General features: G+C 73.5%; 25 protein-coding genes and 1 riboswitch. Of the genes, 13 read left to right on the top strand and 12 right to left on the bottom strand.

What is annotated here, in order from left to right:
• Positions 1-65 precede the first annotated feature (65 nt).
• Together OG982_RS08045 and OG982_RS08050 are read left to right on the top strand one after the other, a co-directional pair.
• A complete protein-coding gene (locus OG982_RS08045; RefSeq protein ID WP_266788456.1) occupies positions 66-878 on the top strand; it encodes a DUF5336 domain-containing protein in 813 nt (270 codons plus the stop codon).
• 110 nt (positions 879-988) lie between these two features.
• On the top strand, positions 989-1,999 hold the full coding sequence (locus OG982_RS08050) for an LLM class F420-dependent oxidoreductase (RefSeq protein WP_266788454.1): 1,011 nt from the start codon (positions 989-991) through the stop codon (positions 1,997-1,999).
• 35 nt (positions 2,000-2,034) lie between these two features.
• Here OG982_RS08050 and OG982_RS08055 read toward each other — a convergent pair whose 3' ends face one another.
• The 5 genes from OG982_RS08055 to OG982_RS08075 form a co-directional block, all read right to left on the bottom strand.
• On the bottom strand, positions 2,035-2,439 hold the full coding sequence (locus OG982_RS08055; protein ID WP_266788452.1) for a hypothetical protein: 405 nt from the start codon (positions 2,437-2,439) through the stop codon (positions 2,035-2,037).
• A gap of 34 nt (positions 2,440-2,473) precedes the next feature.
• On the bottom strand, positions 2,474-3,124 hold the full coding sequence (locus OG982_RS08060; protein ID WP_266792116.1) for a hypothetical protein: 651 nt from the start codon (positions 3,122-3,124) through the stop codon (positions 2,474-2,476).
• A gap of 172 nt (positions 3,125-3,296) precedes the next feature.
• Positions 3,297-4,379: a prenyltransferase gene (locus OG982_RS08065; protein WP_266788450.1), complete on the bottom strand. Its 1,083-nt coding sequence runs from the start codon at positions 4,377-4,379 to the stop codon at positions 3,297-3,299.
• Entirely contained in the window at positions 4,376-5,113 is a 738-nt protein-coding gene (locus OG982_RS08070) for a class I SAM-dependent methyltransferase (RefSeq protein WP_266788448.1), read from the bottom strand. The genes OG982_RS08065 and OG982_RS08070 overlap by 4 nt, the downstream gene beginning before the upstream one ends.
• A gap of 73 nt (positions 5,114-5,186) precedes the next feature.
• Positions 5,187-6,500 (bottom strand): glycosyltransferase family 4 protein, encoded by a 1,314-nt coding sequence (locus OG982_RS08075; protein ID WP_266788447.1) that lies wholly within the window; start codon positions 6,498-6,500, stop codon positions 5,187-5,189.
• A 241-nt stretch (positions 6,501-6,741) separates the two neighbouring features.
• Here OG982_RS08075 and OG982_RS08080 point away from each other — a divergent pair, with 241 nt between their 5' ends.
• Positions 6,742-7,395, top strand: coding sequence for a TetR family transcriptional regulator (locus tag OG982_RS08080; protein ID WP_266788445.1), 654 nt, complete (start codon positions 6,742-6,744; stop codon positions 7,393-7,395).
• 47 nt (positions 7,396-7,442) lie between these two features.
• Here the strand turns inward: OG982_RS08080 and OG982_RS08085 are convergent, their stop codons facing one another.
• From OG982_RS08085 to OG982_RS08095, 3 genes are all read right to left on the bottom strand, one after another.
• The gene (locus tag OG982_RS08085) at positions 7,443-7,844 is read right to left on the bottom strand and encodes a hypothetical protein (RefSeq protein WP_266788443.1); all 402 of its coding nucleotides are present in this window, start codon (positions 7,842-7,844) and stop codon (positions 7,443-7,445) included.
• Between the two features lie 167 nt (positions 7,845-8,011).
• Positions 8,012-8,245: a ferredoxin gene (locus OG982_RS08090; RefSeq protein ID WP_266788441.1), complete on the bottom strand. Its 234-nt coding sequence runs from the start codon at positions 8,243-8,245 to the stop codon at positions 8,012-8,014.
• On the bottom strand, positions 8,245-9,717 hold the full coding sequence (locus tag OG982_RS08095; protein ID WP_266788439.1) for an aldehyde dehydrogenase: 1,473 nt from the start codon (positions 9,715-9,717) through the stop codon (positions 8,245-8,247). Before OG982_RS08095 ends, OG982_RS08090 begins: the two co-directional genes overlap by 1 nt.
• Before the next feature lie 195 nt (positions 9,718-9,912).
• On the opposite strand from OG982_RS08095, the gene OG982_RS08100 reads away from it, so the two are divergent.
• From OG982_RS08100 to OG982_RS08130, 7 genes are all read left to right on the top strand, one after another.
• A complete protein-coding gene (locus OG982_RS08100; protein WP_266788437.1) occupies positions 9,913-10,986 on the top strand; it encodes an MBL fold metallo-hydrolase in 1,074 nt (357 codons plus the stop codon).
• A 98-nt stretch (positions 10,987-11,084) separates the two neighbouring features.
• Positions 11,085-11,165, top strand: a riboswitch (cobalamin riboswitch).
• A gap of 131 nt (positions 11,166-11,296) precedes the next feature.
• On the top strand, positions 11,297-12,544 hold the full coding sequence (locus tag OG982_RS08105; protein WP_266788435.1) for a prenyltransferase/squalene oxidase repeat-containing protein: 1,248 nt from the start codon (positions 11,297-11,299) through the stop codon (positions 12,542-12,544).
• Positions 12,544-13,233: an SCO2322 family protein gene (locus OG982_RS08110; protein WP_266948207.1), complete on the top strand. Its 690-nt coding sequence runs from the start codon at positions 12,544-12,546 to the stop codon at positions 13,231-13,233. Before OG982_RS08105 ends, OG982_RS08110 begins: the two co-directional genes overlap by 1 nt.
• On the top strand, positions 13,230-14,564 hold the full coding sequence (locus tag OG982_RS08115) for an energy-coupling factor transporter transmembrane component T (protein ID WP_266792114.1): 1,335 nt from the start codon (positions 13,230-13,232) through the stop codon (positions 14,562-14,564). Before OG982_RS08110 ends, OG982_RS08115 begins: the two co-directional genes overlap by 4 nt.
• Entirely contained in the window at positions 14,561-16,672 is a 2,112-nt protein-coding gene (locus OG982_RS08120; RefSeq protein WP_266948209.1) for an ABC transporter ATP-binding protein, read from the top strand. Before OG982_RS08115 ends, OG982_RS08120 begins: the two co-directional genes overlap by 4 nt.
• The gene (locus OG982_RS08125; RefSeq protein ID WP_266788431.1) at positions 16,669-17,529 is read left to right on the top strand and encodes an ECF transporter S component; all 861 of its coding nucleotides are present in this window, start codon (positions 16,669-16,671) and stop codon (positions 17,527-17,529) included. The genes OG982_RS08120 and OG982_RS08125 overlap by 4 nt, the downstream gene beginning before the upstream one ends.
• A 288-nt stretch (positions 17,530-17,817) precedes the next feature.
• On the top strand, positions 17,818-18,261 hold the full coding sequence (locus OG982_RS08130) for a transglycosylase SLT domain-containing protein (RefSeq protein WP_266788429.1): 444 nt from the start codon (positions 17,818-17,820) through the stop codon (positions 18,259-18,261).
• 194 nt (positions 18,262-18,455) lie between these two features.
• Here OG982_RS08130 and OG982_RS08135 read toward each other — a convergent pair whose 3' ends face one another.
• Positions 18,456-19,625, bottom strand: a complete 1,170-nt coding sequence (locus OG982_RS08135) for a steroid 3-ketoacyl-CoA thiolase (RefSeq protein WP_266788427.1) — start codon at positions 19,623-19,625, stop codon at positions 18,456-18,458.
• 245 nt (positions 19,626-19,870) lie between these two features.
• On the opposite strand from OG982_RS08135, the gene OG982_RS08140 reads away from it, so the two are divergent.
• Complete coding sequence (locus OG982_RS08140; protein WP_266788425.1) at positions 19,871-21,115, top strand: cytochrome P450; 1,245 nt, start codon at positions 19,871-19,873, stop codon at positions 21,113-21,115.
• 84 nt (positions 21,116-21,199) lie between these two features.
• On the opposite strand, the gene OG982_RS08145 is transcribed toward OG982_RS08140, so the two are convergent.
• Together OG982_RS08145 and OG982_RS08150 are read right to left on the bottom strand one after the other, a co-directional pair.
• Entirely contained in the window at positions 21,200-22,060 is an 861-nt protein-coding gene (locus OG982_RS08145) for a hypothetical protein (RefSeq protein ID WP_266788423.1), read from the bottom strand.
• Between the two features lie 148 nt (positions 22,061-22,208).
• Complete coding sequence (locus OG982_RS08150) at positions 22,209-24,242, bottom strand: bifunctional glycosyltransferase 87/phosphatase PAP2 family protein (RefSeq protein ID WP_266788421.1); 2,034 nt, start codon at positions 24,240-24,242, stop codon at positions 22,209-22,211.
• A gap of 120 nt (positions 24,243-24,362) precedes the next feature.
• On the opposite strand from OG982_RS08150, the gene OG982_RS08155 reads away from it, so the two are divergent.
• Positions 24,363-24,695, top strand: coding sequence for an antibiotic biosynthesis monooxygenase (locus OG982_RS08155; RefSeq protein ID WP_266948211.1), 333 nt, complete (start codon positions 24,363-24,365; stop codon positions 24,693-24,695).
• Positions 24,696-24,780: 85 nt separating this feature from the next.
• Here the strand turns inward: OG982_RS08155 and OG982_RS08160 are convergent, their stop codons facing one another.
• Entirely contained in the window at positions 24,781-25,176 is a 396-nt protein-coding gene (locus OG982_RS08160; RefSeq protein ID WP_266788411.1) for a nuclear transport factor 2 family protein, read from the bottom strand.
• 107 nt (positions 25,177-25,283) lie between these two features.
• Between OG982_RS08160 and OG982_RS08165 the strand changes: the two genes are divergently transcribed.
• The gene (locus tag OG982_RS08165; protein WP_266948213.1) at positions 25,284-25,826 is read left to right on the top strand and encodes a GNAT family N-acetyltransferase; all 543 of its coding nucleotides are present in this window, start codon (positions 25,284-25,286) and stop codon (positions 25,824-25,826) included.
• Positions 25,827-25,837 lie beyond the last annotated feature (11 nt).

Consider the following 25,837-nt stretch of genomic DNA (forward strand, 5'->3'; position numbering starts at 1 on the left):
CCGCTCCAGGCAAGACGCGACTGCGGCACCACGAGACGACCGAGACCGAGAAGGACACCGACGAAGTGAATATCCGCTCCCTCACTCGAGGAGACGGCGTGGTGATCGGAGCAGCGGTGCTGCTGTTCATCGCCTCGTTGCTCGACTTCTACTCCGCCGACGGCGTCGACATGCCCAGCGTCTGGGACACCGACGTCTACCACCTGGCCCTCCCCACGGTCGTCCTGGCCGCGTTCGTCGCGGCCGGCCTGATCGTCGGCTCCCGCTTCCTGCCGGAGGGCCGCAAGCTCGCGGGCATCCCGCTGCAGGCGTGGGGCACCGTGCTCGCCGTCACCTCGCTGTGGGCCGCCCTCTGGACGCTGATCACCTGCCCCAGCACGTTCGACCTGGGTGCCGGCGCCATCATCTCCTTCCTCTCCACCCTGGCGATCGCCGGTGTGGCCGTCGCGGGCCCGAAGGTCCCGGCGCTCGCCGGTCAGCTGATCCCGGACCCGGCGCCCGCCGCCCCGGTCCCGGCCTTCGGCACCCAGCCCCAGCCGGGCGCCGGCTACGGCTACCCGGGCGGCCAGCAGCCGCAGCCGTACGGGGCGACCCCCCAGCCGGTCCCGCCGTACGGCGGCCAGCCCGCCGGCCCGGAGCCGACCCCGGCGCCGGCCGCCCACGAGGCGCCCGCGGCCGACTTCACCCCGTTCTGGTTCGCGGTGCCGGTGGCCCGCCCGCTCTTCGCCGAGGACGGCTCGTCCACCCCGATCGCCGAACTCGCCCCGGGTACCTGGTACCTGGCCGTGGAGCAGCGCGGCGCGGCCACACTGATCGCCCAGACCCAGGACGGCCGCCGCGGCGTCCTGAACGACACCTCGGGCATCCAGCGCGGCTGACGCCGACCCGTCCCGCACGGCCGACGGCCCCCCGCCCTTCCGGGCGGGGGGCCGTTGCCCTAGAGTCACCTGACGCATCGTCAGATACGGCTTCGCGGAGGGGACCGTACATGCGCCTCGGACTCGCACTCGGTTACTGGGGCCGCGGCCCCGGTACGGACCACCTCGACCTCGCCACCGAGGCCGAGAACCTCGGCTACCACTCGGTGTGGACGGCCGAGGCCTGGGGCTCGGACGCCTTCACCCCGCTGACCTGGATCGCCGCCCACACCACGCGGATCCGGCTCGGCACCGCCATCGCGCAGATGGCCGCCCGCACCCCGACCGCCACCGCCATGCACGCCCTCACCCTGGACCACCTCTCCGGCGGTCGGATGATGCTCGGCCTCGGCCTGTCCGGGCCGCAGGTGGTGGAGGGCTGGTACGGGCGTCCCTTCCCCTCCAGCCCGCTCACCGCGACCCGCGAGTACGTGGACGTCATCCGCCAGGTGCTGCGCCGCGAGGCCCCGGTCGCCCTGGACGGCCGCTTCCACCAGCACCCGTACCGCGGCGACGACGGCACCGGCATCGGCAAGCCGCTGAGGCCCATCACCCACCCGCTGCGGGCGGACCTGCCGGTCCTGCTCGGCGCGGAGGGCCCGAAGAACATCGCCCAGACCACCCGGATCGCGGACGGCTGGCTCCCCCTGTACTGGTCGCCGACCCGCACCGACGTCTACCAGGCCGCGCTGACCGACCTCCCAGAGGGGTTCATGATCGCCCCGATGGCCCGGGCCAAGGTCTGCGACGACGTCGCCGAGGGGCTGCTCCCCGTCAAGGCGATGCTCGGCTTCTACATCGGCGGCATGGGCCACGCGGCCCGCAACTTCCACGCCGACCTGATGGCCCGAATGGGGTACGAGGAGGAGGCCCGCCGGATCCAGGAACTGTTCCTCGCCGGCCGCAAGGAGGAGGCGGTGCTCGCCGTCCCGGACGCGTTCGCGGACGAGATCTCCCTGATCGGCCCGCGCGAACGGATCGCGGAACGCCTCGACCTGTGGCGCAAGGGCCCGGTCACGGACCTCCTGCTGACGGCCCCGGACCCGCACACCCTCCGCGTCCTGGCGGACCTCAACACCTAGGGCACGGCACCGGGGCCTGTCGTCAAAGTGGCGACCTAGGGCCGCTCCGTCGGCCCGCCTTCCAGCAGCTCCATGAGCTCCCGCAGGTCCAGCGCCATGACGGCGATCTCGATCGTCGCGCCCTCGGTCGCGCAGGTCACGATCCGCGAGCCGGGGTTGATGGACATGCCCTCCCGCACCGACGGCGCCCGGACCCCGCCGGCCTGGACGGCGCCGAGCGGGACGGCGCCCCCGCGCCGGGACTCGAAGCGGGGCGCGCCGGGCACGGCGTGCACCCGGCCGGGGCGCCAGCGGCCCTCCCCGGCCGGACGGCGCGCCATGCAGGGGATGCCGGCCGCCGGCCCGGCGGCCGCACGGCGGGCGCGGGCCCGCCGCAGGAACCAGCCCGCCGCGGCGGCCCCGGCCAGGGCCACCACGGCGGTGAGGATGTCGTCGATCACCCGGCCATTGAAACAGGCCGGGCCGCGCGGGCGGCTAGCCGCCCAGCTGGGAGAGGCTCGGGACCTGGTCGGTGACCGGGGCCCCGGCGCTCTTGCCCGCGTCCTTGACGCCGGTGAGGACGTTCTGGAGGGAGCTGAGGTCGGCGTCGCTCGCGTTGCCCTTGCGGAGCTTGGAGCCGAGGCCCTTGAGGGATTCGATGCCCGCCGTCAGCGGGGCCACGGCCTTCGACAGCAGCGGGTCGCCCTTGGCGTTGTCCACCGCCGCCTTCAGGCGGTTGTACGCGAAGGCGCCCGCGAGGCCCGCCTTGATCAGGGCGAAGGTGCGGCCCTTGGCGCCCTTCTTGAACTTGCCCTCGCGGTACGGCTTGATGATCCACTGGTACGTCGCCCCGGCCGCGAGGCCCGCGTTGGCGACGAACCGCGTCTTGGCGAACTTCTGCCGCTCGGCGGAGGTGGTGGGCGTGGGCTCGGCCGCGGCCGGGTCCACGGCGGCCGGGTCCACGGCGGCCTCGGCCGCGAGCGGTGCCAGGGCGGCCGCCTCGGCGGCGGCGACGGCCTCGGCGGAGACGTCCCCGCTCTGGGTCCTGCCGCCCCCGCCGCTGCCGCAGGCGGTGGCTCCGGTGAGCAGCGCGGTGGACAGGACCAGCGCCGTGACGGCGCGGCGGAATCGGGCGGTGCTGGGTATGGACACGGTTTCCTCCGGGGAGTGAGGTGTCCCCCGCAGCGTCACCCGGGTGCCCGGAGCGCGCCACTCGGACAACCCGTCCGGGTCCCCCGGGTGGCGCGGCGGGCGGCGTGCCCGCATCATCCGTCCCGCACGGCGGCGCGGCCGGCCGCGACCGGCCGCCGGACGGGGCTCAGTCGCAGCAGTCGGGCTCCAGGCCCGCGGGGAGTTCCAGGCCCCCGAACACCGCGGTGGTGGCCTCGTCCCCGCCGAGGGCGGCGACGGCCAGCAGCAGCGAGCCGGCCGTCCAAGTCGTCTGCTCGACCGGCCAGACGGCCTTGTCCTCGAACACGTACCCCGTCCAGTACATGCCGTTCTCGGCCCGCAGGTGCCCGATCGAGCGCAGGATCTCCAGCGCCCGGTCCGACTCCCCCATCGCCCACAGCGCGAGCGCCAGCTCGCAGGACTCCCCGCCGGTCACCCACGGGTTGGGCAGGACGCAGCGCACCCCGAGGTCCGCGACGACGAACTCGTCCCAGCGCTCCTCGATGCGCGCCTTGGCCTCCGGCCCGGTCAGCGCCCCGCCCAGGACCGGGTAGTACCAGTCCATCGAGTAGTGCGACTTGTCGAGGAACCGCTCCGGGTGGCGGCGGATCGCGTGCCCGAGGGCGCCCGCCGCCAGCTCCCAGTCCGGCTGCGGCTCCTCCCGGTGATCGGCGATGGCCAACGCGCAGCGCAGCGCCTGGTGGATGGAGGAGGACCCGGTCAGCAGCGCGTCGGTGACGGGCGCGCCGTCCGGCTCGCGCTTCCAGCCGATCTCGCCGCCGGGCTGCTGGAGCCCCAGCACGAACTCGACCGCCGCGTACACGGCGGGCCACATCCGGTCGAGGAAGGTGTCGTCACCGGTCGCGAGGTAGTGGTGCCAGACCCCGACCGCGATGTACGCGACGAAGTTGCTCTCCCGGCTCGCGTCCTGCGGCTCGGCGGTGTCCACGCCGTCCGGCCGGTCGGCGTAGGCCGCGTACCAGGAGCCGTCGCCGTTCTGGTGCCGCGCGAGCCACTCGTAGGCGCGCGCGGCCGCCTCGTGCTCGCCCGCGACGTCGAGGGCCATCGCGGCCTCGGTGTGGTCCCACGGGTCCAGGTGGTGGCCGCGGAACCACGGTATGGCCCCGTCCGGCCGCTGCGCGGCGAGGATCCCCGCCACCGTCTGCGCCGCCTGCTCGGCGGTCAGTACGCCGTCCAGGACCAGGTGTTCCGTACGCCCCGGCGAGGTCACTGGGCGGCCGCGCTGACCGGGAGGTGGGGCTTCGTCGCGTACGCCACGAAGCTCTTGCCGATGACCGGGTTAAGGGCCTGCTCGGCGAGCCGCGTGGCCAGGGGCTTCTTCATGATGTCCCAGACCAGGAGCTTGTGGTACGCCTTGACGGGCAGCGCCTTGTCGTTGTCGACGCCGAAGGCGCACTTGAGCCACCAGTACGGGGAGTGCAGCCCGTGCGCGTGGTGCGTGCCGTACGTCTTGAGGCCCGCGGCGGCCATCTTGCCGAGCAGCTCGTCCGCCTTGTAGATGCGGATGTGGCCGCCCTCGACCTCGTGGTAGGCGTCGCTGAGCGCCCAGCAGATCTTCTCCGGGCCGTAGCGCGGCACGGTGATGGCGATCCGCCCGCCGGGCTTCAGGACGCGCACCATCTCGGCGAGCACGCCCTTGTCGTCGGGAATGTGCTCCATCACCTCGGAGATGATGACGACGTCGAAGGACTCGTCGGGGAAGGGCAGCGCCAGCGCGTCGCCCTCCATGGCGGTGGCGGTGGCGCCCGCCGGGGCCTCACCGGCCTCCTTCATGGCGGCGAACCACTTGGCGACCTCGCGGATCTCCTCGCCGTTGCGGTCGACGGCGACCACCTGGGCGCCTCTCCGGTAGCACTCGAAGGCGTGGCGGCCCGCGCCACAGCCCAGATCGAGTACACGGTCGCCGGCGGCGAGCGGGAACCGGGAGAAATCGACGGTCAGCACGGGGTCCTGCCTTCGCGGTCGCGGGGGGTGTACGGGGTGGCGTGTGGAACGGAGGGGCGCACGGGACGGGACGTCACCGCGCGCGGCGGGTACGGGCGGCCCGCTCGATCGCGGCCCGGTAGTGCGCGGCGGTGCCCTCGGCGGCCCGCGCCCAGGTGAAGCGGGCCAGGACCCGCTCGCGGCCGGCCGCGCCGAGGCGGGCCCGCAGTTCCTGGTCGCCCAGCATCCGGCCCAGCGCGGCGGCGAGCGCGCCCGCGTCGCCGGGCGGCACCGCGAGACAGGTCTCCCCGTCGGGGCCCGCGACCTCGGGGATCGCGCCGCCGGTGGTGGCGACCAGCGGGGTGCCGGTGGCCATGGCCTCGGCGGCCGGGAGCGAGAAGCCTTCGTAGAGGGAGGGCACGCAGGAGACCTGCGCGCTGCGCACCAGGTCGACGAGTTCGGCGTCGGTGATGCCCTTGACGAACCGGACCGCGTCCTGGAGGCCGTGCGTCTCGATGGCGCGGGCGACGGGGCCGCGCTCGGCGCGCTTGCCGACGACGACGAGGTGCGCGTCGGGCCGCTCCGTACGGAGCTTCGCGAGCGCCTCGACGAGGTGCACGAGGCCCTTGAGCGGCACGTCGGCGCTGGAGGTCGTCACGATCCTCCCCGGCACCTCGGCCACGGACGGGTCGGGCGACCACAGGTCGGTGTCGGCGCCGATGTGCACCACGTGGATGCGCTCGTCGCTGACGCCCAGGTGCTGGACGATCTCCTGCTTGGAGGTCCCGGAGACGGTCAGTACGGAGGGCAGCCGGCGGGCGACGCGCTCCTGCATGCGCGTGAAGGCGTACCAGCGCCGCACCGAGAGCCGCTTCTTGAGGTCCCGCGCGGCGTCCAGCTCCAGCCGCCGGTCCACGGTGATCGGGTGGTGGATGGTGGTGACCAGCGGTGCGCCCAGCTGTCCCAGCAGTCCGTAGCCGAGGGTCTGGTTGTCGTGGATGACGTCGAACTCGCCTGCGCGGGCGGCCAGGTGGCGCCGGGCGCGCAGCGAGAAGGTCAGCGGCTCGGGGAATCCACCGGTCCACATGGTGGCGACCTCGACGGCGTCGATCCAGTCCCGGTACTCGTCGCGCTTCGGCGTGCGGAACGGGTCGGGGCTGCGGTACAGGTCCAGGCTCGGCAGCTCGGTCAGCGTGGCGCCGGTGTCCAGCACCGGGTACGGCTGCGCGCCGATGACCTCGACGGAGTGCCCGAGGCGGACGAGCTCGCGCGAAAGGTGCCGGACGTAGACGCCCTGGCCCCCGCAGAACGGGTTCCCCTTATAGGTGAGGAGCGCGATGCGCAGCGGGCGGTCGCCGTGCGTGGCGGAATCCTCGAAAGGGCTCGTCACCATGGCCTCAGCGGTCACTCTCGGCCCCCTTCTCCCTGCACTTTCGCCGGAGCGTAACCGCTCGGATAATGTAGAACAAGTTTCAGACTTGATCCGTTGAAGAGCATTGAATCTACCGGCCGGAAACCTCACCGTAAGAGGCGGAGCAGGTGATTCGCGCCACGGATCCGGCGCCTGACATGCTGGCTCCGGATCCAGTGTGGATCAGTACCCGCGCAGCACCACCGAGGACGCCACGGAACGCCATGGAACGGGACACATGACAGCGGAAGCGAAGGCCGTCAGCACGCCGGCGTCCCCTCCCCTGACGGAGCGCCAGGAGGCGCGCCGCCGCCGGATCCTGCACGCCAGCGCGCAGCTGGCCAGCCGGGGCGGCTTCGACGCCGTCCAGATGCGGGAGGTCGCGGAGGCGGCGGGCGTGGCGCTGGGCACCCTGTACCGCTACTTCCCCTCCAAGGTGCACCTGCTCGTCGCCACCATGCAGGACCAGCTCCAGCACATGCACACCACGCTGCGAAAGCGCCCGCCGGCGGGCGAGGAGCCGGCGGCGCGGGTCGCGGAGACCCTGATGCGGGCCTTCCGGGCGCTGCAGCGGGAGCCGCACCTGGCGGACGCGATGGTGCGCGCGCTGACGTTCGCGGACCGCAGCGTGAGCCCCGAGGTGGACACCGTGTCCCGGCTGACCACGGCGATCATCCTGGACGCAATGGGCCTGGACGGCCCGCCGACGGCGGAGCAGCTGTCGGCGGTCCGGGTCATCGAGCACACCTGGCACTCGGCGCTGATCACCTGGCTCTCGGGGCGGGCGTCGATCGCCCAGGTGAAGATCGACATCGAGACGGTCTGCCGCCTCATCGACCTCACGGCGCCGGGCGCGGAGCCGGGCGCCGCGTCGGCTCCGCGAAAGTCCTGAACCCGCCGTAGGGCGAGGCGCGGGGCGGGCCCGCGCGGCCGCCGTCCCTACACGCTCGGGTGGTTGTCGGCCTCCGCCTTCTTGAACTCCTCGTCCTTCTTGAACTCCTCGTCGCAGGCCGGACCGCTGCGGAGCGCGAGGAGCGAGAGGTGCTCGGGGGCCCCGGTCGCCCCGGTCGGCTTCTCGTGGGCGAGGACGCGGGTCCAGGTGCCCTTGGTCAGCGTCACCGCCACCGCGGGTTCGGTCCGGCGGTGCGTGACCCGCCAGCCCCGACCCGTCAGACCGGTGACGAGCGCGGCGGTCCGGGTGTCGTCCACGTCCCCGAAGGAGTCCCAGGACGCCGCGCAGTCGACCGCGCCGGCGAGCGCCGGGCTCGCCGTCCGCGTGCCGGGCCCCAGCCGCGCGGCGCCGGTCGCGGCGTCGAAGTCCGCCAGCACCACGTCCTTCACGGGGCCGGGGCCGCGGTCCCGACGCCGGCCGGGACATCGGCCGCGGTCCCGGCCGGAGGCTCCGGCGCTTTTCCTGCTGCGGTCTCGGGCCCGCCCATGCACTCCCACCCCTTGCGACGCCGCCGAGCGCAACGGCCCGGCGGATGTCGCAGGAGTTTCACACACGGCTACTCCTCCGGAGGGAACACGGCCTCTCCGCTGCCCAGCAGGGTGATCACGATGGCCTCCACCGGGCAGCCCTCCGCCGCCGTCAGGACCGGCTCACTGGCGTCCGTCTCCGCGGCCACCGGGTGCGACTGCCGCGCCGAGTCCAGGGCGAAGCCCGCCGGCGCGTGGTTCACGCACATGCCCGAGCCGATGCAGACCCCGCGGTCCACTTCGACGTGCCACCGGTCACCCATCACGCACCGGCCCCGGGGGCCTGGTACCCCGCCGGGAGGTGGATCATCTTGTGCTCCAGGTACTCGCTCAGCCCCTCCGGCCCGAACTCGCGCCCGACGCCGCTGTTCTTGTAGCCGCCGAACGGGCCGAGCATGTCCAGGCTGAAGGTGTTCACGTTGAAGGTGCCCGTCCGCACCCGCCGCGCGAAGTCGACGCCGTGTTCTACGTCCCCGGTCCAGACGCTGCCGCTCAGGCCGAACTCCGAGTCGTTGGCGACCCGTACCGCCTCCGCCTCGTCCCCGTACGGGATCAGGCAGACGACCGGGCCGAAGATCTCCTCGCGGGCGATCCGCATCGAGTTGTCGACGTCGCCGAAGAGGGTCGGCTCCACGTACCAGCCCCGCTCCAGGGCCGCCGGGCGGCTGCCGCCGGTGAGGACCTTCGCGCCCTCCTCCTGCCCGATCCGGATGTAGTCGAGCGAGCGCCGCTGCTGCCGCTCGGCCACCAGCGGCCCGAGCTGCGTCGCCGGGTCGAGCGGGTCGCCGACCACCAGCGCCCCGGCCGCCGCCGCGAGGGCCTCGGCGATCTCCTCGTACCGGCCGCGCGGCGCGAGCACCCGGGTCTGGGCCACGCAGGCCTGCCCGTTGTTCATCCAGGCCGCGGGGACGATCCCGGCGATGGTGGTCTCCAGGTCGGCGTCCGGGAGGATGACGGCGGCCGACTTGCCGCCGAGTTCGAGGGTGACGCGGGTCAGATTGCGGGAGGCGACCTCCATGACGCGCCGGCCGGCCGCGACCGAGCCGGTGAAGGCCACCTTGTCGATGCCGGGGTGGCCGACCAGGTACTCGCTGACCTCCCGGTCGGCGGGCAGGATCGACAGCACGCCCTCCGGAAGCCCGGCCTCCTTGGCGATGTCGGCCAGGATGTAGGAGTCCAGCGGCGACTCCGGCGAGGGCTTCAGGATGACCGTCGAGCCGGACAGCAGCGCGGGCGCGAGCTTGGCGGCCGCCACGAACTGCGGGACGTTCCACGGGATGACGGCGGCGACGACGCCCACCGGCTCCCGGCACACCAGGATCGGCCCGAGCACGCCCTGGCGGTACTCCTCGTACGGATAGGCGCGCGCGACCGTGATCGCGGCGTCGTAGACCATCATCGGGCCGAGCGCCTGGGCGAGCACGCTCCATGAGTACGGGGACCCGTTCTGGGAGCTGATCGAGCGGGCGATCTCCTCGTGGCGGACGGCGATCGCGTCCTTGATCCGGGTGACGACGGCGATCCGCTCGTCCAGGGACATCCGGGGCCAGGGCCCCTCGTCGAAGGCCTTGCGGGCAACGGCGACGGCCCGGTCCACATCGCCCTTCGAGGCGTGCGGGACGCTGCCGATGACCTGCTCGGTGTGCGGGGAGACGACCCGGATGGTGTCGGTGCCCAGCGGATCCGTCCACTCCCCGCCGATGAACAGCTGTCCGTGTTCCACGAGCTCGGTCATGGCTGATGCCTCCTGCGGCCTGAGCGGATACCCGATCACCCTGACGGTGTTTCAGAACTGATACCAGTTCTAGTTCCAGGAGTCCACGGCCCGGACGGAACGGCCCGGAAGATCCAACGACTAGCCAGAAACCCGCGGAGATGGTCGACTTGGGCGACTACTGCAACATGTTCTCGTCAGAGCAGGGAGTCCCTCATGTCAGAGGACGCGCCACAGCTGCAGCACGACGTGACCCCGCACGTCACCGACCACGGCGGAGGCGTGTGGGGCATCAAGGTCCCCATCCCCGACAACCCGCTCGGGCACACCCTCGTCCACGTCCTCGACACCGGGCGCGGCCCCGTCCTCGTCGACACCGGCTGGGACGACCCCGAGTCCTGGGACACCCTCGTCGCCGGCCTCGGCGCCCTCGGCCTCGCCGTCGCCGACGTCCACGGCGTGGTCATCACCCACCACCACCCCGACCACCACGGCCTGTCGGGACAGGTCCGCGAGGCCTCCGGCGCCTGGATCGCCATGCACGCAGCCGACACCGAGGTCGTCGTGCGGACCCGCTCCGCCGAGCCCGGCGTCTGGTTCGACTACATGGGCGACAAGCTCACCGCCGCCGGAGCCCCCGAGGCCCATGTCGCACGCCTGCGCGCCGCCCGGGCGAGCGGCCGCCTGCGCACCCTGCCCGGGCTGCGGGCCGCCGTCCCCGACCGGGAGATCGTCCCCGGCGAGCTGCTCCCCCTCGCCGGGCGCCGGCTGCGGGCGATCTGGACCCCGGGCCACACCCCCGGCCACGTCTGCCTGCACCTGGAGGAGGAGCACCCGGCGAACCTGCCCGGCAACGGCCGCCTCTTCTCCGGGGACCACCTGCTGCCCGGGATCTCCCCGCACATCGGCCTGTACGAGGACCCGTCGTCCGAGCTGGTCACCGACCCCCTCGGCGACTACCTCGACTCCCTCGAACGGATCGGCCGCCTCGATCCCGCGGAGGTGCTCCCGGCCCACCAGTACGCGTTCACCGACGCCCCGGCGCGGGTACGGGAGCTGCTGGCCCACCACGAGGAGCGGCTGACCGGGCTGTGGGAGCTGCTGGCCGAGCCGCTCACGCCATGGGCGCTGGCGGAGCGGATGGAGTGGAACCGGCCCTGGGAGCAGATCCCGTACGGCTCCCGGAACATCGCCGTCTCCGAAGCGGAAGCCCACCTGCGGCGGCTGGTGAAACAGGGCCGGGCGGAGGCGGTGCCGGGCAGCGACCCGGTGGAGTACCGCGCGCTGTAGTGGCGTGCCGCACGCGGTAAGGGGTGCGGTACGCCGGCGCCCCGGGCCCGGGAACTACGGGCCGGTAGAGTGAACCCGTCGTCCACACTCCCGTACGGGGGGAAGCCGGTGCGAATCCGGCGCTGACCCGCAACCGTGACCCGGCCCGCACCCGCTGCGGCCGGGTAGCCGGAATGCCCCGTACCGAAGTGCGCGGCTCGTGCCGCCGGGTCCTCCGGCGGCCGGCACCGTCGAGGTAAACGGAGCCGGAGCCCGGTGCCTGCGCGTGCCTGCCTCCCCGCTCCCCAGCACGAGAGGCACCCGCCCCGCCATGAACGTCCGCCGCAGCGCAGCCGCGCTCGCCGCCTCCGCCGTGCTCTGCGTGGGCGCCGCCCCCGCAGCCCTCGCCGCGCCCTCCCCCTCGCCGGCCCCGGTCATCCCCTCCGGGCTCTACGGCAAGAACGACCCCACCTACGACGGTGTGTGGCGGCAGTCCTTCGCGCTGCTGGCCCAGGACACCGTGGGCCTGCGACCCGCCAAGGAGGCCGTCGACTGGCTCGTCGGCCAGCAGTGCGCCGAGGGCGGCTTCGCCGCGTTCCGCGCGGACGCGACGGCGGCCTGCGACGCGAAGACCATGCTCGACACCAACGCCACCGCGGCGGCCGTCCAGGCGCTGACGGCGCTCGGCGGCCAGGACGCGGCTGTGAAGAAGGGCGTGGCCTGGCTGAAGTCCGTCCAGAACGAGGACGGCGGCTGGTCCTACGTCCCCGGCACCCCGAGCGAGGCCAGCTCCACCTCCGTGGTGATCAGCGCGCTCGCGCAGGCGGGCGAGAAGCCGGCCGACGTGAAGTCGAAGGCGGGCAAGTCCGCGTACGACGGCCTGCTCGCCTTCCAGCTGGGCTGCTCCGCCGAGCCGGCCGCCGACCGGGGCGCCTTCGGGTACCAGCCGGCCGACGGCAAGCTGCCGGCCAACGCCGACGCGACGGCCGCCGCGGCCCTGGCCGCCCTAGGCAAGGGCGCGGTCGTCCCCGCCCCGTCCACGGACACCCCCGCCACCGCGCTGGCCTGCCCGGCCGCCTCTCCCGCCGACCCGGCGGCCGCCGCCCAGGGCGCGGCCGGCTACCTGGCCGAGGCCCTCAAGAAGGACGGCCACCTCACGGCCGTCACCCCGGGCGCGGACCAGCCGACCCCGGACATCGGCAACACCGCCGACGCGGTGATCGCCCTGGCCGCGGCCGGGCACAAGCAGTCGGCGACGGGCGCGCTGGAGTGGCTGAAGGCCAACTCCGCCGAGTGGTCCAAGGGCAACCCGGCCGCCCTCGCCACCCTGATCCTCGCCTCGCACGCGACGGGCACCAACCCGGTGGAGTTCGGCGGCACCGACCTGGTCGCCGCGCTGAACGCGACGGGCCCGGCGCCGCAGACGCCGGCGACCGGCGGGATGACGAAGGACGAGAAGAAGAAGGACGAGGAGTCCAGCAGCAGCCAGAGCGTCTGGTGGATCGTCGGGGCGGGCGCCGCGGCCGGCATCGGCTTCGGCATCCTGCTGAGCGGCCGCCGGAAGAAGAACCAGCTCTGATGCGCCGGCTGACCCCTCTGATCCTGGCGTTCGGGATCCTGCTCACCCTGGTCGCGGCCGGCCCGGCGCTCGCGTCGAGCTACCGCTACTGGTCGTTCTGGGACGGCTCGCGCGGCCAGTGGGCGTACGCCTCGCTCGGCCCGTCGACGGCCCGCCCCGCCGACGGCTCGGCCTGGGGATTCCGCTTCGCGGTGAGCAAGGACGCCGGGGACGAGGCGGCTCAGCCGCGCGCGAAGGCGGACTTCGGGGCGATCTGCGCATCGACCCCGGCGGCCGAGGGCAAGAAGCGGGTGGCCGTCGTCGTCGACTTCGGCGTCCCCGCGGACGCCCCGGCCGGCGAGACCCCGCCGCAGGACACCCCGCGCACGGCCTGCGCCCAGGTCGCCCCGGACGCCACGGCGGCCGAGGCGCTGGCGTCCGTCGCCAAGCCGCTGCGCTACAACAGCGCGGCGCTGCTGTGCGCGGTGTCGGGGTACCCGAAGCAGGGCTGCGGCGAACCGCTGCCGGCAGGGCCGGACGCGGGGTCGGCCGCCAAGCCGTCGGCGTCGGCCTCCGCACCGGCGTCGGCCTCCGGCTCCGGCGCCAGCTCCGGGTCCGGCCCCTCGGCGGGTCTGCTCGCCGGTGTCGCGGCGGTGGCCGCCCTGGCCGCGGCCGCGGTCTGGCAGTCCCGCCGCCGCCGCACCCGATGACCCCCGGCCCCGAAGACCGGCCCGGCGGCGACCCCTCAGTCGCCGAACCGGGCTCCGGGCGCAGCCGGGTGTCCGCCCGCGCGGGTGGGTATCCGGCCCGGCCGGCGGTCGGGCGGGCGACCCGCGGGCCCGCGGACGACGTCGCGACCCCGGCCGGGGGAGACGGCTCGCGGCCGGGGAACGCCCCGCGCCGGCCGACGTACGAAAAACACGGCGCTCCCGAGGCCCGGCGTGGCAACGCCCTGCACGCCGGTGCCTGGTGGCTGTGGGCCCTCGGGCTCGCGACGGCCGCCTCCCGCACCACCAATCCCCTCCTCCTCGGCCTGATCATCGGCGTCGCCGGATACGTCGTCGCCGCGCGCCGCACCGACGCCCCATGGGCCCGTTCGTACGGCGCGTTCATCAAGCTCGGCCTCGTCGTCATCGGCCTGCGCCTGGTGTTCTCCGCGCTGCTCGGCTCCCCCATCCCCGGCGCGCACACCCTCTTCACGCTCCCCGAGGTCCCGCTCCCCGACTGGGCGCAGGGCATCCGCTTCGGCGGCCGGGTCACCGCCGAGCAACTGGTCTTCGCCTTCTACGACGGCGCCAAGCTGGCCACCCTGCTCATCTGCGTCGGCGCCGCCAACGCCCTCGCCAACCCGGCCCGGCTCCTCAAATCGCTCCCGGCGGCCCTGTACGAGGCGGGGGTGGCCGTCATCGTGGCCATGACCTTCGCGCCGAACATGGTCGCCGACGTGATGCGCCTGCGCACCGCGCGCCGGCTGCGCGGCCGCCCCACCGGTGGGGTGAAGGCCATCCTCCAGATCGGCCTGCCCGTCCTGGAGGGCGCCCTGGAACGTTCCGTCGCCGTCGCCGCCTCCATGGACGCGCGCGGCTACGGCCGGACCGCGCAGGTCCCGCCCGCCGTCCGGCACACCACCAACGCCCTCACCCTCGGCGGCCTCCTCGGCATGTGCGCCGGGACGTACGGACTGCTCGCCGCCGAGGGCGCCGCATACGGGCTCCCGGTGCTCGGCATCGGCCTCGCCCTGGCCCTGGCCGGCCTGCGCCTCGGCGGGCGCCGCAGCATCCGCACCCGCTACCGGCCCGACCGGTGGGGGGCGCGCGCCTGGCTGGTCTCCGGTTCGGGGGCGGCCGTCGCGGCCCTGATGATCTACGCGGGCACGGCGGATCCCGAGGCCCTGCTGCCGGGCGTGGTCCCTCTGGTCACCCCCGAACTCCCCCTCTGGCCGGCGGCCGCGATCCTCATCGGCCTGCTTCCCGCCTTCGTGGCACCCGTACCGCCCGTACCGTCCGTACCGCCCGTGCCGTCCAAGGAGGCGTCGCAGTGATCCGCTTCGAGCAGGTGTCGGTGACGTACGACGGCGCCCCCGCGCCCGCCCTCCGCGACGCGGACTTCACCCTCCCGGAGGGCGAGCTGACCCTCCTCGTCGGCCCGTCGGGCGTGGGCAAGTCCACGCTGCTCGGCGCGGTGTCGGGCCTGGTCCCGCACTTCACCGGGGGCACCCTCAAGGGCCGGGTCACGGTCGCGGGCCGCGACACCCGCACCCACAAGCCGCGCGAACTCGCCGATGTCGTCGGCACGGTCGGCCAGGACCCGCTGGCGCACTTCGTGACGGACGTGGTCGAGGACGAGCTGGCGTACGGCATGGAGTCCCTGGGCCTGGCACCCGCCGTCATGCGGCGCCGCGTCGAGGAGACCCTGGACCTGCTGGGCCTGAACGAACTGCGCGACCGCCCCATCGCCACCCTGTCCGGGGGCCAGCAGCAGCGGGTCGCGATCGGCTCGGTCCTGACCCCGCACCCGAAGGTGCTGGTCCTGGACGAACCCACCTCGGCCCTGGACCCAGCGGCGGCCGAGGAGGTCCTGGCGGTCCTCCAACGCCTGGTCCACGACCTCGGCACCACCGTCCTGATGGCGGAACACCGCCTGGAACGCGTGGTCCAGTACGCCGACCAAGTCCTCCTCCTCCCGTCCCCGGGCGCACCCCCGCTGCTGGGCCCGCCATCCCCCCTGATGGAGATCTCCCCGGTCCACCCCCCGGTGGTGGCCCTGGGCCGCCTCGCAGGCTGGACCCCCCTCCCCCTCTCCATCCGCGACGCCCGCCGCCAGTCCGCCACACTCCACTCCCGCCTCTCCACCCCCACCACGCAAACCCCGGCCCAGGACCCCGAGCCCACCCTGAGCTCCGCCTGCCGGGCCTCCGCAAATCCCAACCCGTCCGCGCCCGCCCCGCAGAGCTCCGCCCCGCGCCCCGCACCTAAAACCCCGGCGGGCCCGAATGAGCCCTCCGGACACGGCAACCCGCCCTCTCCAGCCTCGCCGCGCGGCTTCGCCGATCCCAACCCGTCCGCGCCCACCCGCAGCGCCGCCCCGCACCCCGCACCTCAAACCCCGGCGGGCCCGGATGAGCCCTCCGGACACGGCAACCCGCCCTCTCCAGCCTCGCCGGCGTTTGAGGCGCGGGGGTCCGGGGGCGGAGCCCACGGTTTCGGGAAGGGGCGGGGTGGGGAAAGCCGCCCGCAGGGCCCCGGCCTGCTCGCCCGCCTGCTCCGCCGAGGCAACCCGGCCCCGCAAGCGGCACCGGCGGCGACCCCCGCCACAACCCCGGCGGCAGTCCCGGCCCCGGCCCCGGCAACCCCGGCACCAGCAGCGGCAGCGCCCCCGGCACCGGCCGCCCCGGTGACCCGCGTCACCAACCTCTCGGTCCGGCGCGGCCGCGCAGAGGTGCTGCACGGCATCACCCTCACCGTCACCCCCGGCGAAACCCTCGCCCTCATGGGCCGCAACGGCGCCGGCAAGTCCACCCTCCTCAACACCCTCGTCGGCACCCTCGCCCCCACCACCGGCCAGGTGACCGTCTCCGGCCGCACCCCCCACCGCACGCCGCCCCCCGAGATGATCCGCCACGTCGGCCTCGTCCCCCAGGACCCCCGCGACCTCCTCTACGCCGACACCGTCGCCGCCGAGTGCGACGCCGCCGACCGCGACGCGCAGCGTCCCCCCGGCACCTGCCGGGACCTGGTCAGCTCCCTGCTGCCCGGCGTCCCCGACGACACCCACCCCCGCGACCTCTCCGAGGGCCAGCGCCTCGCCCTCGCCCTGGCGCTCGTCCTCACCGGCCGCCCCGGCCTCCTCCTCCTCGACGAACCCACCCGCGGCCTGGACTACGCCGCCAAGGCCCGTCTGATCGAGATCCTGCGCGCGCTCGCCGCCGACGGCCACGCCATCGTCCTCGCCACCCACGACGTGGAACTCGCCGCCGAGCTGGCGCACCGCGTCGTCATCCTGGCCGGCGGCGAGATCGTCGCGGACGGCCCGACCGCCGAGGTCGTCGTGTCGTCACCCGCCTTCGCCCCGCAGGTCGCCAAGATCCTGGCCCCGGGCCACTGGCTCACGGTGTCCCAGGTCGCCGAGGCCCTGAAGAGCACGCCATGACCACCCCCGGCCCCACCTCCCGCCCCCGCCCCATCCGCATAGGCCCCCGCGGCGCCGTCGCCCTGGCCCTCGTCACCCTCATCGGCATCGCCGCCTTCGGCTGGCCGCTCCTCGCCGACCGCCAGTCCGGTCTCGCGCACTCCCAGGACGCCCCCTGGCTCTTCGCGGCGCTGCTGCCGCTCCTCGTCGCCGTGGTCGTCGCGACCCTCGCGGACGACGGAATGGACTCCAAGGCGGTGGCCATGCTCGGTGTGCTCGCCGCCGTCGGGGCCGCCCTCAGACCCCTCGGCGCCGGGACCGCCGGGCTGGAGCCCATGTTCTTCCTGATGGTGCTGAGCGGTCGCGTCCTCGGTCCCGGGTTCGGCTTCGTCCTCGGCTCCGTCACGATGTTCGCCTCCGCCCTGCTGACCGGCGGCGTCGGGCCGTGGATGCCGTTCCAGATGCTGGCCATGGGCTGGTTCTCGCTGGGGGCGGGGCTGCTGCCCGGCCCTGACCGGATCCGCGGCCGGGCCGAGCTCGCGATGCTCGCGCTCTACGGGTTCCTCGGCTCCTTCGCGTACGGCACGATCATGAACCTCCAGGGCTGGGTGATCCTGCAGGGCATGGGCCAGGGCGTTTCCTTCCACCCGGGCGATCCGGTCGCGGCGAACCTCGCGCGCTTCGTCGCGTACTGCCTGGCGACCTCGGTGGGCTGGGACCTGGGCCGGGCCGCGCTGACCGTCGTACTGACCCTCGCGCTCGGCACCACCCTGCTGAAGGCACTGCGCCGGGCGACTCGGAAAGCGGCGTTCGATGCCCCGGTTTCCTTCGATTCGGCGACGGAAGTGGCCCAGCACACACCCCAAAAACAGGTATGAACAACCACGGAAGGTGACATCCGGGGCCGCCCCCGGTGAGGCGCCCCACAGGACCCACGTCACATCCGAACCGGGGTAGTAGCCCCCACACCACCCCTCTCGACCCTCGCGTGGCGGTTTCGGCGGGGGCCCGCGGCCCCCCGGCTGCGATCGCGGCTAGTACCGGGGGTCGTTGCCAGGCTGTCGGGGGGCTGGCTAACTGGTTGATGTCGCCGGGCGGCCCGGGTGCTTCACCCGCCGCCCACGAACCCCTCTCCTCCGCGTGAGTGGCTCACGCATGTCTTCGGCATGCCGCGACCGTCCTTGTCCCCTTCGGAAGGTTCGTCCGTGTCCAACGCCGTCATCCGCCGCATCGCCGCTTCGAAGAAGACCCTCGCCGGCAGCATCGTCGCCCTGGGCGTCGCCGGCACCATGCTCGCCACGGTTCCCGCTCAGGCGGCTCCGATGGACGCGAAGGCGATCGCGCACCAGATGATCAAGGACCCGGCCCAGTTCGCCGCCTTCGACAAGATCATCTCCCACGAGAGCGGCTGGGACCACACCGCCACGAACGCCTCCTCGGGCGCCTACGGCCTGGTCCAGGCCCTCCCGGCCTCGAAGATGTCCTCCGCGGGCTCCGACTGGAAGACCAACCCCGCCACCCAGATCAAGTGGGGCCTGGACTACATGAACGACCGCTACGGCAGCCCCGTCGGCGCCTGGAACTTCTGGCAGGCCAACCACTGGTACTAAACCACCGGTGACAGCGAGCAGTAGCGCGACGGCAGCAGCGGTAGTGGCAGCGGTAGCGCCACCGCCGGCAGAGCAGTACGCATGCGAAGGCCCCGGCGGCCGACCTCCCCAGGTCCGGCCACCGGGGCCTTCTGCTTCCCATCCCACAGGGTTCGAGGGCGCTGCGGGGCCCGGCGGGGCGCCGCGGCGCGCGGTTACAGCCGCTGGATGATCGTGCCGGTCGCCAGCGCGCCGCCCGCGCACATGCTGATCAGCGCGAACTCCTTGTCGCGCCGCTCCAGCTCGTGCAGCGCGGTGGTGATCAGCCGGGCGCCGGTGGCGCCGACGGGGTGGCCGAGCGCGATGCCGCCGCCGTTGACGTTGACCTTCTCCAGGTCCTGGTCGAAGACCTGGGCCCAGCTGAGGACGACGGAGGCGAAGGCCTCGTTGATCTCGACGAGGTCGATGTCCTTGAGGGACATGCCGGCCTTGCCCAGCACGGCCCGCGTCGCGTCGATCGGCCCGTCCAGGTGGTAGTGCGGGTCGGCGCCGACGAGCGTCTGGGCGACGATCCGGGCGCGCGGCTTGAGCTTGAGCGCGCGGGCCATCTTGCGCGAGGCCCACATCACGGCGGCGGCCCCGTCGGATATCTGCGAGGAGTTCCCGGCGGTGTGCACGGCGGTCGGCATGACCGGCTTGAGCCGGGCCAGGCCCTCCATCGAGGTGTCGCGCAGGCCCTCGTCCCGGTCGACCAGCCGCCACATGCCCTGCCCGGCGGCCTGCTCCGCCTCGGTGGTCGGCACCTGGACGGCGAAGGTCTCGCGCTTGAAGCGCTCCTCCGCCCACGCGGTCGCCGCCCGCTCCTGGGACAGCACCCCCAGCCGGTCGACGTCCTCGCGGGTCAGGCCCCGGTGGCGGGCGATCCGCTCGGCGGCCTCGAACTGGTTGGGGAGGTCGACGTTCCACTCGTCCGGGAACGGCTTGCCCGGGCCGTGCTTGGAGCCGGAGCCGAGCGGGACGCGGCTCATCGCCTCGACGCCGCAGGCGATGCCGATGTCCATGACGCCGCCGGAGATCATGTTGGCGACCATGTGATTGGCCTGCTGCGAGCTGCCGCACTGGCAGTCCACGGTGGTCGCGGCCGTCTCGTAGGGCAGGCCCATGGCGAGCCAGGCGTTGCGGGCGGGGTTCATGGACTGCTCGCCGGCGTGGGTGACGGTGCCGCCGACGATCTGCTCGACGCAGTCCGGCTGGATTCCGGTACGGGCGAGGAGCTCCCGGTAGGTCTCACCGAGGAGGTAGGCGGGGTGGAGGTTGGCAAGCGAGCCCCCGCGCTTCCCGATGGGCGTGCGTACGGCTTCGACGATGACGGGTTCCGCGGCCATGAGCTCGTCCTCTCCTGCATGCACAGTGCCTGCGCGGCGGGCCGTCCCGGCGCCCCGCCCGAACTAGTACGCGTTCTAGTTCTCCCCGCAGTCTTATGACCTGGAACCCCGGCACGCAAGGGTCTTGCACGTGCCTTACACCGATTCCACACGCAACAGTTGGCGCGAGGACCCTTGTCACTTCTGGAACTCGTTACTACCTTCAAGCCAACTTCTGATGGGCCGTCAGACTTTGGAGTCGCCCGATGCACTGTCCCGCGCTGCCCGAAGGCTTCGACGCCACCGACCCCGACCTCCTCCAGGACCGGGTGCCCTTCCCCGAGTTCGCGCGGCTGCGGCAGACCGCGCCGGTGTGGTGGTGCCCGCAGCGGCGCGGCGTCACCGGCTTCGACGACGAGGGCTACTGGGCCGTCACCCGGCACGCGGACGTCAAGTACGTCTCGACGCACCCGGAACTCTTCTCCTCCACGACGAACACGGCGATCATCCGCTTCAACGAGCACATCCAGCGCGAGCAGATAGATGCCCAGCGTCTGATCATGCTGAACATGGATCCGCCGGAACACACGCGCGTACGCCAGATCGTGCAGCGGGGGTTCACGCCGCGGGCCATCCGCGGGCTGGAGGCGGCCCTGCGCGACCGCGCCCGGAAGATCGTCGCGGAGGCGCTCACGGCGTCCCGGGACGGCAGCTTCGACTTCGTCACCCAGGTCGCCTGCGAACTCCCGCTCCAGGCCATCGCGGAACTGATCGGCGTGCCGCAGGAGGACCGGCTCCGGATCTTCGACTGGTCGAACAAGATGATCGCCTACGACGACCCCGAGTACGCGATCACGGAGGAAGTCGGCGCGAACGCGGCGGTGGAGCTCATCGGTTACGCCATGAACCTCTCCGCCGCGCGCAAGGAGTGTCCGGCCAAGGACATCGTCACGCAACTGGTCGCGGCGGAGGGGCAGGGCAACCTCGGCTCCGACGAGTTCGGCTTCTTCGTGCTGCTGCTGGCGGTCGCGGGCAACGAGACCACGCGCAACGCCATCAGCCACGGCATGCACGCCTTCCTCACCCACCCCGAGCAGTGGGAGCTGTACAAGGCGACGCGGCCGGCCACGGCGGCGGAGGAGATCGTGCGCTGGGCGACCCCGGTGGTGTCCTTCCAGCGCACCGCCACCCAGGACACCGAACTGGGCGGGCAGAAGATCAAGGCGGGCGACCGGGTGGGGCTGTTCTACTCCTCCGCGAACCACGACCCCGAGGTCTTCACCGACCCCGACCGCTTCGACATCACCCGCGACCCGAACCCCCACCTCGGCTTCGGTGGCGGCGGACCGCACTTCTGCCTCGGCAAGTCGCTGGCCATCATGGAGATCGACCTGATCTTCAACGCGCTGGCCGACGCCCTGCCGGACCTCCGCCTCGCCGGGCCGGGCCCGCGGCGGCTGCGGGCGGCGTGGCTGAACGGCATCAAGGAACTCCGGGTCACCCACGCCTGACCCATCACGACCCGGCAGGGGCCACCCCACCCACGCCCGGCCCCTGCCGCTTGCCACGACGCCGCGCCCGGATCGGTTTCCCGGTTACGCCCGGTCAGGGGCGGAGGCGGGGGCGGGGGCAGGAGCGAGGGTCCAGGTGCGGGTCGGCAGGTCGAGGGTGGCCAGGTGGTCTGCCGTCGGCGGCGGTTGTTGGCCCAGGCGCCAGCAGGCCGGGATCGCCGACAGGCCGATGGTCACCGAGTCGGTGGATGCCGCGGCGATGCCGCCGATCCAGTGCGCGCTCGCCGCGATGAGCTCCGCCATCGCGCCCGGGTCCGGTTCCGGTACCCGGACCGGATCGGGTCGCCCGTCGGCCAACTCCGCGCCCGCCAGCAGCGCCAGCAGTCGCCCGAAGACCGCGCCCGGAAGAGCGGGATCCGTCGACTCGATCGCCACGTAGCAGTCGTCGTGCCCGGAGAACCGCAGTCGCGACCCCTCGAAGCACGGCAGGACCGGCTCGTCCAGGTGCGCGGCGCCGAGCAGCAGCACCGCGTCGTCGATCCCGTCCGGCGTCGGAAGGTCGAGCAGCGAGAGCTCGTACGGTGACCAGCCGTCGGCCAGGAACCTCGGCAACGAGTCCCGGTCCAGCACGAGGACTTCCTCGTCGTCATCCGGCGCCCCGCCGCGATGGACCTCGTACGCCACGCCCTGATCCGCCGCGATGCGCGACATCGGCCACTGCCGGAACTCCTCGTCCATGAAGGAGTTCGTCGCCAGCTCCGCGACGAGGATCGTCTCGTTCGCCGTCCGGACCAGGAGGTCCACCAGTTCCGCCGCCCGCGCCGCCGCCCCGCTGACCAGCCACGACCCGCCGGCCTCGACGGCGCTGAAGCTCAGCGGGAACGGCAGCCGCTCCAACCCCACGCAGTTGACGCTGAACGCGCCGTCCTGCCCGACCTCGATCACTGCCGCATCCCCTCGTTCCCCGTTCCCACCCGATGTGCCCCGCTCTCGCCCGAGTGGCGCGATCCGCCCGCCGGGCGGATCCTGACAACACGCGGCGATCCACCGAAGGGGTGCCGGAGCGGTGAGAGCCCGCCCCGGCATCCCTTCGTCAAGACCGCGCCCGTGCCCCCGCGCCCGCCCCCACCCGCTCCGGCGCCCGCGGCCTCGGTACGCCGGCCCCCGCCGGCGGAGCCGAACCCCGCGGCCCGGACAGGACGTACACCAGCCCGAACCCGGCCCCGACGACGAGCGCGCCGCCGACCGCGTCGAGCACCCAGTGGTTGGCGGTGGCGACGATCGCGCACACCGTGGTCAGCGGGTGCAGCATCCCGAGGGCCTTCTGCCACCACTTCGGCGCGAGGACGGCGACCACGATCCCGCACCACAGCGACCACCCGAAGTGCAGCGACGGCATCGCCGCGTACTGGTTGGAGATCGCGGTCATCGCCCCGTACTGCGGATTGGCCAGGTCCTGCACCCCGTGCACGGTGTCGACGAAGCCGAGGCCGGGCATCAGGCGCGGCGGCGCCAGCGGGTAGAGCCAGAACCCTATGAGCGCGAGGACGGTGGCCAGACCGAGGGAGGCGCGGGCCCAGCGGTAGTCCGCGGGGCGGCGCCAGTACAGCAGCGCCAGGATCGACAGCGGCACCACGAAGTGGAACGACGTGTAGTAGAAGTTGAAGAACGCCTCCAGCCAAGGCGTGTTCACCACGGCGTGGTTGACGGCGTACTCGATGTCGAGGCCCAGCGCCCGCTCGATCCCGTGGATCTGGCTCCCGTGCCCCTCCGCGAGACCCCGGCTGGTGGGGGCGGCGGCGCGGATGTGCGAGTAGAGCGAGTAGCCGACCCGTATCAGCAGCAGTTCCAGCAGCAGGTTGGGGCGCGACAGCACGCGCCGCCAGAACGGCATCAGCGGCACCCGCGACCAGCGGGCGGCGGCGGGCCGCCCGTACGCGGTCGGGACGGGCTCGCGCCAGTACTCCGACGAGCGCGGCAGGAACGGCACGGCGCAGGCGGCCGCGAGCGCGGTCAGCAGCAGCACGTTGTCCCGCAGCGGCGCCAGCGCGACCAGGTTCGGCATCAGCACGCTGCTGGGCAGGGTCATGACGAGGACCACGGCCACCGGCCACACGGGCCGGTCGGCGGCCCGCTTGCCGACCTTGCCGGCCATCGCGAGCAGCACCCACAGCATCTGGTGGCGCCACCCGGTCGGGCACACGGCGACGGCCACACAGCCGGTGATGGCGACGGCGAGCAGCAGCTGCCCGTCGCGGGCGTAGTGCGCGGCGCGGCGCAGGCCGATCCAGACGATGCCGGCGGCGAGGGCCGCGTAGAGCAGGATCTCGCCTGGTCCGGTCAGGCCGAGCCGCAGCAGCGCGCCGTGCACGGACTGGTTCGCGAGGCTGTCGGGGGCGCCGCCGAGGCCGGTTCCGGCGAGGTGCTCGACCCAGTACGTCCACGAGTCGCGGGGCAGGGCCGCCCAGGACAGGGCGGTGGCGAGGGCGAAGGTCACGCCGGCGGCGCGCGCGGTCGGGCGGCGCCCGGCCAGCCACAGCAGCGGCGCGAAGAGCAGCAGCGAGGGCTGGAGCGCGGCGGCGAGGCCCACCAGGAAGCCGGCCGCGCGCTCGCCGGGGACCCGGAAGACGGCCAGGAGCACCAGCAGGACCGGCAGGACGGCGGTCTGGCCGGGCGAGGCGGCCTCGCGGACGGGCAGCGAGACCATCATCAGGGCGACCAGCACGGGCGCGGCAAGCAGCGCGGTGCGGCGCGGCACGGGGTCGGGCAGGCCGCGCGCGGCGACGAGCCCGACGGCGGCGACGAGCAGCAGCGTGACCGAGGTCCAGGCCACTTCCAGCGACGGGGCGGCGAGGGCGACCAGCGGCTTGAGGACCAGCCCGGAGAAGGGGGTGCCGGTGAACTTGCCGCCGTCGTAGAGGGAGCCGAGCAGGCTGCCGGGGCTGCCCGGGAGGTGGAACCCGCTGAGCCACTCGCCGGGGGGCACGCGCAGGACCGCGGCGGCCTGTCTGAGGGCGAGGACGCCCGCGAGCGCCCACAGGAGGAGGCGTACGGCACCGAGCCTGCCGTTCCCGCCTATGACCCCGGCATGTCCGTTCGCCCCGCTGTGCTCCGCCGCGTTAGCCACGCCTCGCCGGCCTCCCGCCCTGTTGAACGCAACCCCGACTTCGCCTGGCTGCCGCGCTTCATGCACCACTGCATTACCTCGGACGACGATATCCCCCACGGGATACCTAGGATGGCGGGCATGAGCATCGTGAAGATCAACGCGCTGACCGTCCCCGCCGAGCAGCGGGAGGTGCTGGAGCAGCGCTTCGCCTCGCGGGCGGGCGCCGTGGAGGGTTCGGACGGGTTCGAGTGGTTCGAGCTGCTGCGGCCCGTCGAGGGCACCGACCAGTACCTCGTGTACACGCGGTGGCGGTCCGAGGAGGACTTCCAGGCGTGGATGGAGGGGCCGATGAAGGCCGCGCACCAGGGCGGTGGCGGCGCGGCGGGCGGGGAGCGGCCGAAGCCTGCGGCGACGGGCTCGACGGTGTGGTCGTTCGAGGTCGTGCAGCAGACGGGGCCGAAGCAGGGCTGAGCACGTCCGGTCACGAGTGACACGGGTGGGGCCCGGGGCTTTGAAGCCCCGGGCCCCACCCGTGCGTTGGCGGCGGTCCGGTCGGTCAGCTCCAGAACGCGTCGCCCTCGTCGATGTCCGCGATGCACCCGTCGATGTCGGTGATCTTTCCGCCGACGATGGTGAAGAAGAGGCCCTCGCCGATCTCGATCCCGCGGTCGCCCCGGTCGGCGAACGCGGTGTGGAAGCTCATCACGTGGCCGCGGCCGTCCACCATGACCGATTCCAGCCTGACCCGGAAGGTCCCCTTCGTCTCCTCGCCCAGGCGGCGGTAGAGGTCCATGACCGCCTCCCGCCCCTTGTGGTGCCCCGAGAGCGGGTTGTTGCCGGGCACGTGGTGGATGACGTCGGCCGTCATCATCGAGCCCAGCTTCTCCATGTCGCCCTTGCCGAACGCCTCGTAGCAGCGGCGGACGAGGGCACAGTCCGGATGCTCCGACATGACGGTTCCCACCCTTTCGTGTGCATGGATTGTCCTTTTTCCTATCATCGGTCCGTGCCTGTGGATATTCCACGCGGGCGTCGGCGCGGGAGATCCAGAATGAGGTCATGACCAGCCACGCGATCACCACATCAGCCCCCGCCACGGCCACCTCGACCGCCGCGCCGATCACGGCGTGGACGGTCGTTCCCGAGTCCTTCGACACCCCGGACGCCACCGCCCTGCGCCGCGCGTACTACGCGGAGGTCGCCGGCCGGTACTGGCGCCGGCCCGCCACCGAAGCGGAGGTCGACCAGGGCCTGGCGGACGACCCGGACGACGCCCTCGTCCCGCCGACGGGCCAGTTCGTGGTCGGCCGGCTCGGCGGCGAGGCCCTGGCCTGCGGTGGCATACGGGTACTCGACCCGCTCACCGTAGAGCTCACCCGGGTGTACGTGGACCAGCGGGCCCGCGGCACCGGCGGCGGGGCCGCGCTGCTCGCCGCCCTGGAGGAGGCGGGCCGCGCCCTGGGCGCCGAGCGGGTCCGCCTGGACACCCGGTCCGACCTGGTGGAGGCCCGCGCGCTGTACGCGCGGCACGGGTACCGGGAAATACCGGCGTACAACTCCGGCCCGTACGCCGAGCACTGGTTCGAGAAGCCCCTGGTCTGAGCGGCTCCCGG

The organism is Streptomyces sp. NBC_01551 (assembly GCF_026339935.1).
In the GTDB taxonomy this organism is placed as follows: domain Bacteria; phylum Actinomycetota; class Actinomycetes; order Streptomycetales; family Streptomycetaceae; genus Streptomyces.